Raw genomic sequence first — 11,015 nt, 5'->3', positions numbered from 1 at the left:
GACCCGGAACTGATGGACAACTCGGTGTCGGGCGCGGCGTCGGTGCGCTCGGCCTACCTCGAGGTCCCCGCCAACATCTCCAGCGACATACGCACGCTCGCCGCCGCTGTCACCGGCAGCGAGGCGACGCGGTTCCGCAAGGCACGGGCTCTCCAGCAGTGGTTCCGCCAGGACGGCGGCTTCGAATACAGCACCGCCAGCCTCGACGAGGGCAACCAGGGCACCCTCAACTCGTTCCTCGACGAGTCCGGCCGGGTCGGCTACTGCGAGCAGTTCGCCGCGTCGATGGCGATCATGGCGCGCCTGATCGGCATCCCGGCCCGGGTGGCCGTGGGCTTCTTGGAGTCGAAGTCCGCCGGGCCCAACATCTACGAGTTCTCCGCACACGACCTCCACGCGTGGCCCGAGCTGTTCTTCCCGGGCGCCGGCTGGGTGCGGTTCGAACCCACCCCGGGGGCTCGTGCCGAGACCGTCCCCTCCTACACCAGCGCCGATCTGGCCCCGGTGGCGAGCAACACGCCGTCGCCGGGCGTGACCCGCTCCAGCGACCTGCTGCCCTCTCGCGGCGCCAGCCCGGATGCCGGTTCGAGCGCCGATGCCGGTTCGTCGTTCCCGTGGCTGAGCATCGTGCTCGTGGCGCTGGCGATGCTCCTGGTCGCGGCACTGTTGCTGCTGCCTGCGTTCGTACGCCGCAAGCGTCGCGACCACCGGCTGCTGGGCGACATCGAGGACCTCTGGCTCGAGCTCCGCGACCATGCCGTCGACCTCGGCCACGGCTGGCCGCACGGACGATCCCCGCGGGCCACCGGCGCCTGGCTGGCCGGCTGGTTCGGCTCCGCCGAGGGTGACGCCGCCGCCGAGCGTCCCCGTCGCGGAGCGGAGCAGAACCCGGACGCCGTCCGCGCCCTGGACCGGCTGGTCGAACAGGTCGAGCGTGCTCGCTACTCCCGCTCGGGCGCGTCGGTGGACCACGAACAGGCCATGCGCGACGTCCGGACGATCGAGGATGCGCTCGACCACGGCGTCGGCCCCCGGGTGCGGCGTCGCTCGCGCTGGTGGCCGCGGTCGTTGCGGCCTGCACCGTACGTCCCTGCGGGTGAGGTCGTCACGCGCGCGGGCGCGGACTCGGACTCGGTGCGGAGCTAGAGACCCTGCTCGCGGCGGTGCCGCCAGCGCTCTTCCATCCGGTCCATGAAGGAGCCGGACGAGGTGGAACGGGGTCGACGCAGACCGCGCACCCTGGATCGTTGCTGACGACCGCCGTCGACGACGCCGAAGCCGACGTGCCGGGTCTCGCGCATCGGCTGTTGCATCATCGCGGGGTTGCGCAGGGCAGTCACGCCGATGGTGGCCGCGCTGAGCATGATCACGAAGCCGACGATGCCGACGATCGGCTGGCCGGCCAGCACACCCGTGGTGAGCGCTGCCATGCCGAGGGCGAACACGAAACCGGCGATGATCGCGCGGCGGCGAGCCACTCGCTGCATCGTGGTGCCCCGGAGTGTGGAGGCCAGCTTGGGGTCCTCTTCGACGAGTGCGCGCTCCATCTGCTCGAGCAGTCGCAGTTCTTCCTCGGACAGGGGCACGCGCCAAGTCTAGGCACGGGTAGGGCAGGTGAGGTAGCGGCTGGGAGAAATTGTGTCCGTCATGTGCTGCGCAGGAGGCTCGCAGGTCGCACCGCGGCCGTTCCGAAGCGCCGGGTGGCCCGGTCGACAGCACGATCCGCGTCGGCCCAACCGTGCTCCGGCTCCCCCAGGACCAGCTGGCGCTGCACGCTCGTGCGCGAGACGAGCCCCTCCACTCGCACCCCGACCAGCCGGAGCCGGGCCCGTTGCAGTCCGAGCGCGTCATAGAGACGGCTGGCGGTGCGAAAGATCTCCACCGTCACGTCGGTGGCCTCCGGCAGGGTGCGCGAGCGGGTGATGGTGGTGAAGTCGGCAAACCGGATCTTGATGGTGACGGTGCGACCGGCCACCCCGGCGGTGCGCATCCGGGCGGTGACCCGGTGTGAGAGCCGCAGCAGCTCTCGCACGATCACCTCCCGGTCGTCGGTGTCGCGGGTGAAGGTCTCGTCGGCGCCCATCGACCGCTCCGGCTCCAGCGGACCCGCCTTCGAGGTGATCGCCCGCCGGTCGGTGCCCCAGGCCAGCTCGTGCAGCTGAGCCCCGAGATGGTGGCCGACGGCGCGCTGGAGGGTGCGCACCGGGGTGTGGGCCACGTCGCCGACCGTCATCAGCCCCAGCCGGTGCAGCATCGCCTGGGTCTTCTCCCCCACTCCCCACAGCTCGCCGACGTCGAGCGGATGCAAGAAGGCCGTCACCCGGGCCGGCGGCACCACCACGACGCCATCGGGTTTGGCCCGACGGCTGGCCAGCTTGGCCACCGACACCGAGGCAGCCACACCCACCGAGCAGGTGATGCCCTGCTCGTCGTGGATCACGGCCCGCAGGTGTTCAGCGATCTCTGCCGGCGAGCCCAGCCGCCGGGTGGAGCCGCGTACGTCGAGGAAGGCCTCGTCCAGGGAGACCACCTCGACCAGCGGGGTGACGCGGCGGAAGTTCTCCAGCACCGAGGCCGAGACGGAGCTGAAGGTCTCGAAGTCGGGCGAGATCACCACGGCTGTCGGGCACAGTCGGCGGGCCCGCGTCATCGGCAACGCCGAGCGGACGCCGTAGGCCCGGGCGAGATAGTTGGCCGAGAGCACCACCCCACGGCTGCCACCCCCGACGATCACCGGGACGTCGGCCAGGTCGGGTCGCTCCCGGGTCGCGACGGAGGCATAGAACGCGTCCATGTCGACGTGCAGGATCGGGGCGAGCCAGGAGAGGTCACTCGACCCGAGACTCGCGGGGTCAGTCATGACCTGCCCCCACGGGCACCTCAGCGGCGGGCGAGCACGTGCAGCTGGGTCGCGAGGGGGAGGTATTCGCTTCGCGTCGACACGGCGCTCTCGAGCTCGACCAGCGCGGCGGTGGCACCGGGCTCGAGGTCGAGGAGCGAGCCGGGCACGAGGTCGGCGAAGACCCGGACACCGTGGACCGTGACGGTCGAGAGGCCGGCCGTGGCGAGCATCGGCTGGAGCTCCTCGACGGTGAACCGGTGTCCCCCACGGGCGCCGGCGCGGGCAGTCGGGTCGGCGAGCAGGTCGTGGGCCGCCTGGAAGTGACCGGCCATGGCGCGGGCCACCACGGCGGCATGCCGCTGCGCGACGAGCAGGCTGAGGTGTCCGCCGGGGCGCAGCACCGAGGCGATGGTCGCCAGCGCGGCGGCGGGGTCGTCGACGACGTCGAGCACGCCGTGGCAGAGCACCAGATCGACGCCGCCGGCCTCGACGAGGTTGGCCATGTCGGCGAGGTCGCCCTGCTGACCGGTGATCCGGTCGGCGACGTCGGCCTCCCGCGCTCGTCGATCGAGCGCCGCGAGGGCGTCGGGGCTCGGGTCGATGACCTCGACCCGGTGGCCCAGCTGGGCGAGGGGTACGGCGAAGCCGCCGGTGCCGCCGCCGATGTCGACGATGCGGGCCTGCTGCTCGTGATAGGAACCCGGCTGGTCCAGCAGGTCGCGGACGGCCGTCCACACGACGCCGAACCGGATGGACTGGCGACGCTCGCTGGGGCTGGCGGACATGGAGAACACCCTAGTGGCCGGTTCATCCCGGACTCCCGGGGCTGCGGTGCCACAGCTTGCGCGCGACGTCCTTGGCCTCCTCGCCGGCCGGCTTGATGTCGGCGTAGGGCGACATCTGGAAGCCGCTGGAGTGGACGAGCACGCGACGCCGCTCGGGCTGGTCGGCTTGCGTGTAGCCCTCGGGCACCCGGGCGAGCTCGGCCCGGACCGCGGCGATCGCGTCGTCGTGGGTGCGGGCGCGCTGCCAGAGCGCGTGCAGGGCGGGCAGCTCCCACGCACCGGTGGCGCGCAGGGACACCCCGCGTCGGCCGGTGCGTCGCAGCTCACCGCGCACGACCAGCAGCCAGGAGTGGAAGACCGTGGCGGCGTACGGACCCTGGGCGTCCTCGAAGAACGTGCAGTCGACCGGGCCGGTGCTGTCGTCGAGGGTCAAGAAGATGACGCGGCGCCCGGAGCGGATCGGCGGCGTCTGGGTCGCGACCTTCACCCCTGCGACCAGCAGTTCGCAGCGGCTGCGGCGGTTGAGGAGGTCCTTGCTGCGGGTGATGTCGAGCGCGTCGAGGAAGTCGGCGTAGGGCGTCACGACGTGCTGGGTGACGTCGAGGCCGAGGATCTCCAGCTCGGCACGCATCCGCTCGTCGGTGGTCATCTCCGGCAGCCCCGTCGCCACCTCGCCACCGGAGCCCGGCTCGTCGCCCAGGCTCAAGGTGAGCTGCACCGATTCGATCGGGCGCGGCGCGGCGGTGGCCCTCGACTGGGCGGCGGCCTTGGCCCACACCCCGGCGTCCGCCAACGGATGCCGCTCCAGCGTGGGTGCCTGCTCGCGGGTCGTCGGGTCGGTGCTGTTGCGGTCGGCGGCCTCACTGGCCCTCTCGGTGGCGCGCACCGGGGTCCGCGACAGCCCTCTCCCCCGGCCGCGAGATGCGCGATCCAGCGCCCGGGCGTGCAGTTCGAGCTCGGCGACCTGGAGCAGGAGGTCGCGGCGAGTGAGGCGACCGCGTGGCCGGATGGTCTGCTCGCCGCCGCCGATGCGGTAGATCGCGTCGAACCCGCCGGCCAGCACCAGCCGCTCCAGCACCGGCCGCGAGACCGGGGCACGCTGGAAGAAGTCGGAGAGCGAGACGTAGGGGGTGTCGCGCCGGGCGGTGACGATCCGGGCGACCTCGGCGCCGCTGATGCCCTTGACCTCGGCCAGTGCCAACCGGATCGCATACCCCTCGGGGTCGGCCGCCTCCACGACGTAGTCGGCGGCCGAGGCGTTGACGTCGAGCCCGTGCACGCCGATGCCGAACTGCCGGGCGTCGTCGAGGATCAGTCGCTTGGGATACATGCCCGGGTCGTGGGTGAGCACACCGGCCAGGAAGTGGGCCGGATAGTGGGCCTTGAGCCAGGCCGACTGATAGGTCGGCAACGCGAAGGCCGCGGCGTGCGCCTTGCAGAAACCGAAGGAGGCGAAGGCCTCGAGCACCTTCCAGATCCGCTCCACCAAGGCCAAGGCATAGCCGCGGCCGAGCGCGCGCGGATGGAACCAGACCTTGGTCTCAGCCATCCCCTCGACGTCGCCGAGGGCGCGGCGCTTCTCGTCGGCCTCGGCATAGGAGACCCCGGTGAACAGGGCGATCATCTCGATGACCTGCTCGTGGAAGACCACCACGCCCTGGGTCTGCTCGAGGATCGGTCGCAGGTCGTCGTGGATGTAGTGGACGGTCTTCCAGCCCTGCTTGGCCTCGAGGTAGGGGGTGATCATGTCGCTCTTGACCGGCCCGGGCCGGAACAGCGAGATGTCGGTGATGATGTCGTCGAAGGAGTCGATGCCGGACTTGCCGACGAGCTCGCGCTGGCCGGGCGACTCGATCTGGAACACTCCCAACGTCTTGGCCTCGCTGATCATCCGATAGGTCGTCTCGTCGTCGAAGGGCACCTGTGCCTCGTCGTCGAGGTCGATCTCCACGTCGTCGACCCGCTTGATCTCGGCCACCGCATGGGCCATCGCCGACTGCATGCGAATGCCGAGCACGTCGAGCTTGAGCAGCCCGAGCGCCTCCACGTCGTCCTTGTCGAACTGGCTCATCGGGAAGCCGGCATAGGACGCCTCGACCGGCGTGCGGTCGAGCAGGGTGATGTCGGAGAGCAGCACTCCGCAGGGGTGTACGGCGATGTGTCGGGGCAGTCCGTCGAGGCGCTCGACCAGGCGGAACATCAGGTCGAGGCGATCTTCGCCCAGCCCGCTGATCCGCAGCTCGGGCAGCTCCCGCAGGGCGACCCGCGCGTCTCGCGCGCGAATGTGGGGGAACGCCTTGGCGATCGCGTCGATCTCACCGGGCGGCATGCCCAGGGCCGCTCCGACGTCGCGCACGGCATGACGGACGCGGTAGGTGTCCATCATCGACACGCAGACACAGCGCTCTGCGCCGTACTTGTCCAAGATCGCCTCGTAGACCTCGAGCCGACGTGCCGACTCCACGTCGACGTCGATGTCGGGCAGCGAGGCGCGCAGGGGCGAGAGGAAGCGCTCCATCAGCAGGCCGTGGCGGATCGGGTCGACGCCGGAGACGCCGAGGAGGTAGTTGACCAGGCTGCCGGCACCCGAGCCGCGGGCGGCCCGGCGGATGCCCATCTCACCGATCAGGTCGGTGATGTCGGCGACGGTCAGGAAGTAGGGGGCATAGCCGAGCCCGCGGATCATCTCGAGCTCGTCGTCGAGGCGCTTCCAGATGCGCTGGCGCGGCGCCGAGCCGTAGCGGCCGCCGATCGCACCTTCGCAGCGGGCGCGCAGCATCCCGTCGGCGCTGGTGCCCCCTCCGCTGAGCTGGAACTCCGGGAAGTGGACCTCGCCGATGCCGAGGTCGCCGCGCGGGTCGAGGGCACAGCGATCGGCCACGGCCCGGGTCCGGGCCAGCAGCTGTCGTGCCGCCATCTCCGTGTTGGTGGCGAGACCGGACAGCCGGCAGATCTCCTCGGCCATCTCGTGCATCTGCTTGCCGGACTTCAAGAAGCCCTCGGCGTTGCCGCGATCGACGTGTCGTCGGTCGAGGGCGACCAGTCGCCTCGCCGCATCGAGCACGTCGACGGTCGGGGCGTCGAGGCGGTCGGCGTAGCGCACCGCATTGGTCAGCACCGTGCCCAGCCCTGCCCGCCGGGCGATCCCGGCCATCCGCGCGGCATGCGCGGAGCTGTCGGGGAGCCGGTGCGAGACCAGCTCGACGATCAGGTTGTCGCGGGGCACGATGTCGCGCCACGGCGCCAACGCCGCCAGCCCGAGGTCGTCGCGCCGCCGGGCCGCCGCCACCCCGACCTCGGAGGCCGGCCCGAGCAGCACCATCACATCGCCGCCCATGAGGTGCTCGGCGAGCAGCTCGAGGGTGGCGACCGGCCGACCGCGCTCACCGGTGAGGTGGGTGGCCGAGACCATCCGGCAGATCGCCGACCAGCCGTCCTTGCCGGTGGCCAGGAACGTCACCCGGGGCAACCCGCCCCGGTGGGCAGGCAGGTCCCGGTGAGCGCCACCGCGCACCGGAGTGCGCACAACCAGCTCTTGTCGGGCGGCCTGGGGCCGCGGGCCCACGGGAGCCACGGCCAGGTCCACCCCGAGCACCGGCCGGATGCCGGCGCGCGCGCAGGCCTGGGTGAACTTCACTGCGCCGTACGTGCCGTCGCGATCGGTGAGGGCGAGCGTGTCCATCTCCTGCTCGGTGGCACGCTCGACGAGCGTCTGCGGATGCGACGCCCCGTATTGCAGGGAGTAGCCCGAAGCCACATGGAGATGGACGAACGGGTCAGGCGACACCGGACTGACCGACTGCCATGCCCACTGCCAGGCGTTGGTCGAGGTGGGCGTGAGGCACCAGCCCCAGCGCCGACTCGATCACGGCCAGGAACCGATCGGCGTCGCGGACCAGGTCGTCGGCCTCACGCTCGCTGACGGCTCGGGTGGAGCCGGACTCGGCGGCCGCCCGCTTGCCGGCACCGGCCGCGAAGAACCTGGCCCACTCGGCGAGCTCGGGCGCGAGCTCGGCCAGCAGCACCCAGGCATTCTTCTGGCGTCCGCGACGAGCCGTGGGCTTGGCCCGGGCTGCCAGCAGGGCAGCCGCAGCCCGCAACGCCGCGACATGGGCGCAGGCATAGCGGGTGGGCACGTCGCGGGCAGTGATCGACTCCTGCAGCGACTCGGCGGCCAGCGCGAGATAGGAGTGGGTCGTCGCGGGCAACAGATGGGGATTCATCATCAGCACCGCCCGTCAGTCCGCACAGCCGACGAGCTGCCAGTGGCCGTCGGACCAGTCGAAGGAGAGGTCGAAGACACCGCTGGTGCTGATCCCCCGGCCGGCCTCGACCCGCCACAGCTCACGCTCGACGAGCAGGTCGGCGCCCACCGTCGGCTCCGCGGCCTCGCTGGTGGACTGCCACCACGGAGCGGTCTCCACCCAGTGCGCGAGCACGGCGCGCACCTTCCACAACCGGCCTCGCCACAGGAACTGGTCGGGCCCCTCGGTCTCTCCTCGTCGCACTTCGACGGGGTCGTCGTACAGCCGCATCTGCGTCTCCTCACCGCTCACCGACCCCGCCACCGGCTCCGGGGGCGGTGGGGGTCGAGGTCACCGCCACCGGAGCCGCGTCCGAACAGATGTTCGAACAAGGCCAAAGGTACACGGCCCCACCGACAGTGGGTCAAGAGCGAGGGCGAACCCGTTTCAGTGCACGCGCAAATAGGTGCTGGTGTCCTTGCGCCACAAGAGGAGGACGAGGCTCAGGCAGAGCACGAAGAAGAGCGCCGAGACGATGACGAAGGCCGGGGGCAGGCCGTGGGTGAGCCCGATGAACGAGACGAGGAGGCCGAAGATGCTGGTGCCGGTCAGGACCAGCCGTGACCACCCGTGGCCGTCGACGAGGAAGGCACCCAGCACCACGACGAGCACCAGGAAGACGACGAACGAGACGATCGCCAACGGCACGAACTTCGGCACGATCGCCGACTCGCGCAACGCGGCGAGGCCACCCGACGTGAGGATCTCCTGGGCCGAGGAGTTGCCCTTGGCCCACGACCGGATGATCTCGTCGTGCTGGAGCCAGGTCAGCAGCACGGCCGCAGCGCTCACCACGACCAGCGCGAGCAGGTTGCGCAGCGCGTGGGTGATCGATCCGGGCAGATCCCTCATCGGCATGGACCCCTTCCCTGACTAGGCTCGCGTCATGTCGACCGAGCACCCTGCGATCACCTCGTTCCGAGACGACCTGCACCGGCGCGGTGGCATCGGTGACGTGGTCATCCTGCCCGATTCGGTCCACACGGCCGTACTCGCGGCGCAGGCGCTGGGGTGTGAGGTCGGCGCCATCGCCAACAGCCTGGTCTTCGACACCGGCGGCATCCCCGCCCTCATCCTCACGTCCGGCGCCCACCGCGTCGACACCGCCAGGGTCGCCGAACGCATCGGCGTGACCGAGCTCACCCGCGCATCGCCCGAGTTCGTCAAGCAGCACACCGGCCAGGTCATCGGCGGCGTGTCCCCGATCGACCACCCCGCTCCGGTGCCCACCTGGATCGACTCGTGGCTGCGCCGGCACGACGTCGTGTGGGCCGCCGCCGGCCATCCTGCCGCCGTCTTCTCCACGACGTTCGACGAGCTCGTCGCGATGACCGGCGCCCACGAGATCGAGGTCGAGTGACGGAGACCTGGATCAACCCCGCGTGCTCCACGTGTCGTACGCCGATCAGCGGGCTCGACGCGGCCGGAGCCGGTGATCGACGCCGAGCAGCCCTGACCGTCCGCACTGCGGCGTACGCCGGAGCTGCCCTCTCCCCTCACTAGGGTGTCAGCGTGGAATCACTCGCTCTCGTCTTCTCCAGCGGCTGGGCCAGCGGCATCAACGCCTATCTGGTCGTGCTCGTGCTGGGCGTCGCCGACAGGCTCAACGACTTCTCCCAGATCCCCGACGTGCTCTCGCGCTGGGACATCCTCACGGTTGCCGGCTTCCTCTACGCGATGGAGTTCATCGCCGACAAGATCCCCTACATCGACTCCTCCTGGGACGCGATCTCCACGGCCATCCGCCCCACCGCAGGTGCCGTGATCGGGGTGCTGCTCGCCGGTGACGCGTCGACGCTGGACCAGGCGGTCCTCGGCGTCGTCGGCGGTGGGACCGCACTGTTGTCCCACCTGGTCAAGGCCGGTGGACGACTGGCCATCAACTCCTCCCCGGAGCCGGTGACCAACATCGGCGCGAGCCTTGCCGAGGACGTGGCCGTCTTCGGGGTCGTGGCCTTCGCGATCAACCACCCCGAGGCAGCCGCGGCCATCGCCGGGGTCCTGCTGATCATCGGACTGATCAGCTTGTACTTCCTGGCCAGGCTGGTCCGGCGGGGGTGGCGCAGGTGGAAGAAGAAGGATCCGATCGCGGCGTCGGTGTGAGCGCCCCATGACTGCGCTGCGGATCGTCGTCATCGGTGGCGGCTTCGGCGGCATGGCCAGCGCCGCACGGCTGGCCAAGCTCGGCCACGACGTCACCCTCCTCGAACGCTCGGCCACCCTCGGCGGTGCCCTGCAGCCGATCAGTGCCGACGGCTTCACCTGGGACGCGGGCCCCACGACGACGCTGCTGCCGGCCGTCATCCGCGACCTGTTCCGCAAGTCCGGCCGTCCCCTCGAGCCCGAGCTCGAGCCGCTCGACATGATCCGCGAGCACCGCTTCGAGGACCGCTCCGTGCTGCGCCTTCCGAGCGCCTCCCGCGCCGCGCAGATCGCCGCCTTCGACGAGCTGGGCGGCCTCGGTGGGAGCTGGTCGGCGTACGTCGACGCGCACTCCGACACCTGGGACGCGCTGCGCCGCGGCTATCTCGAGCAGGCGTGGGACCCGGCGCTCTCACCGCCGGAGTTGACCGACCTGCTCGGCAGTCGCGAGATGCTGCACAAACGGCTGCGCCGGGTGTTCAAGGACGAGCGGCTGCGCCTGGTGGCCAGTCATCCGTTCGTCATCGACGGCCACGACCTGCGCAACGTGCCGGTCTGGATGGGCGTGACCTCCTACCTCGAACAGACCTTCGGCGCCTGGACGGTGCCGGGGGGGCTCGCGGCCATCGGGTCGGCGCTGGCCGAGCGCCTCGCGACGCGCGGGGTCACCGTGGAGCGGGACACGCCGGTGCTGGACATCGTGGTGCGCGACGGTCGGGCGGTCGGCGTCCGCACCGCCGACGGAGACCTCGACGCCGATGCCGTGGTGTGCGCGATCGACCCGCGGCGGCTGCCGGCGTTGGCGGGTGCGGTGCACCGGACCATGCCCGCGATCCCGCCCGTCGTCGCGCACGTGGGCCTCGAGGGCGAGGTCCCCGACCTGCCGCACGAGGTGGTGCTGCACGGCGACCCGATGCTGGTCGTCCGGACCGGCGGCCGTGC

General features: G+C 71.1%; 11 protein-coding genes. 4 read left to right on the top strand and 7 right to left on the bottom strand.

The features are described from left to right. A partial coding sequence (locus tag RMO85_RS10425) for a transglutaminase-like domain-containing protein (protein WP_310528661.1) occupies positions 1-1,146 on the top strand: 1,146 nt, incomplete at its 5' end. Here the strand turns inward: RMO85_RS10425 and RMO85_RS10420 are convergent. The 7 genes from RMO85_RS10420 to RMO85_RS10390 all read right to left on the bottom strand — a co-directional run bounded on the left by RMO85_RS10420 (position 1,143) and on the right by RMO85_RS10390 (position 8,783). Continuing rightward, positions 1,143-1,586: a DUF3040 domain-containing protein gene (locus tag RMO85_RS10420; RefSeq protein ID WP_310528660.1), complete on the bottom strand. Its 444-nt coding sequence runs from the start codon at positions 1,584-1,586 to the stop codon at positions 1,143-1,145. The genes RMO85_RS10425 and RMO85_RS10420 overlap by 4 nt on opposite strands. Before the next feature lie 59 nt (positions 1,587-1,645). Continuing rightward, complete coding sequence (gene dinB / locus RMO85_RS10415; protein WP_310528659.1) at positions 1,646-2,860, bottom strand: DNA polymerase IV; 1,215 nt, start codon at positions 2,858-2,860, stop codon at positions 1,646-1,648. 20 nt (positions 2,861-2,880) lie between these two features. Continuing rightward, entirely contained in the window at positions 2,881-3,627 is a 747-nt protein-coding gene (locus RMO85_RS10410) for a methyltransferase domain-containing protein (RefSeq protein ID WP_310528658.1), read from the bottom strand. Positions 3,628-3,649: 22 nt separating this feature from the next. Next, entirely contained in the window at positions 3,650-7,414 is a 3,765-nt protein-coding gene (locus tag RMO85_RS10405; RefSeq protein ID WP_310528657.1) for a DNA polymerase III subunit alpha, read from the bottom strand. Then, the gene (locus RMO85_RS10400) at positions 7,404-7,853 is read right to left on the bottom strand and encodes an SAV_6107 family HEPN domain-containing protein (RefSeq protein WP_310528656.1); all 450 of its coding nucleotides are present in this window, start codon (positions 7,851-7,853) and stop codon (positions 7,404-7,406) included. Before RMO85_RS10400 ends, RMO85_RS10405 begins: the two co-directional genes overlap by 11 nt. A gap of 12 nt (positions 7,854-7,865) precedes the next feature. Then, on the bottom strand, positions 7,866-8,183 hold the full coding sequence (locus RMO85_RS10395) for a DUF6504 family protein (protein WP_310528655.1): 318 nt from the start codon (positions 8,181-8,183) through the stop codon (positions 7,866-7,868). A gap of 135 nt (positions 8,184-8,318) precedes the next feature. Beyond that, on the bottom strand, positions 8,319-8,783 hold the full coding sequence (locus tag RMO85_RS10390) for a hypothetical protein (RefSeq protein ID WP_310528654.1): 465 nt from the start codon (positions 8,781-8,783) through the stop codon (positions 8,319-8,321). A gap of 34 nt (positions 8,784-8,817) precedes the next feature. Here RMO85_RS10390 and RMO85_RS10385 point away from each other — a divergent pair, with 34 nt between their 5' ends. The 3 genes from RMO85_RS10385 to RMO85_RS10375 form a co-directional block, all read left to right on the top strand. Further along, a complete protein-coding gene (locus RMO85_RS10385) occupies positions 8,818-9,291 on the top strand; it encodes a YbaK/EbsC family protein (protein ID WP_310528653.1) in 474 nt (157 codons plus the stop codon). A 152-nt stretch (positions 9,292-9,443) separates the two neighbouring features. Then, a complete protein-coding gene (locus RMO85_RS10380; RefSeq protein WP_310528652.1) occupies positions 9,444-10,034 on the top strand; it encodes a DUF4126 domain-containing protein in 591 nt (196 codons plus the stop codon). Between the two features lie 7 nt (positions 10,035-10,041). Further along, positions 10,042-11,015, top strand: a 974-nt coding sequence (locus RMO85_RS10375; RefSeq protein WP_310528651.1) for an FAD-dependent oxidoreductase, incomplete at its 3' end; no start/stop codon positions are given.

It is taken from the genome of Nocardioides sp., assembly GCF_031422975.1.
Taxonomy (GTDB): domain Bacteria; phylum Actinomycetota; class Actinomycetes; order Propionibacteriales; family Nocardioidaceae; genus Nocardioides.
Note: the sequence above shows the minus strand (reverse complement) of the source record. Positions and strands in the feature narration are given on the sequence as shown.

Excerpts from the sequence above, each read along its gene's own strand:
- RMO85_RS10390 (WP_310528654.1), bottom strand. The coding sequence starts at position 8,783 with ATGAGGGATCTGCCCGGATCGATCACCCACGCGCTGCGCAACCTGCTC.
- dinB (WP_310528659.1), bottom strand. The coding sequence starts at position 2,860 with ATGACTGACCCCGCGAGTCTCGGGTCGAGTGACCTCTCCTGGCTCGCC.
- RMO85_RS10410 (WP_310528658.1), bottom strand. The coding sequence starts at position 3,627 with ATGTCCGCCAGCCCCAGCGAGCGTCGCCAGTCCATCCGGTTCGGCGTC.
- RMO85_RS10400 (WP_310528656.1), bottom strand. The coding sequence starts at position 7,853 with ATGATGAATCCCCATCTGTTGCCCGCGACGACCCACTCCTATCTCGCG.
- RMO85_RS10385 (WP_310528653.1), top strand. The coding sequence starts at position 8,818 with ATGTCGACCGAGCACCCTGCGATCACCTCGTTCCGAGACGACCTGCAC.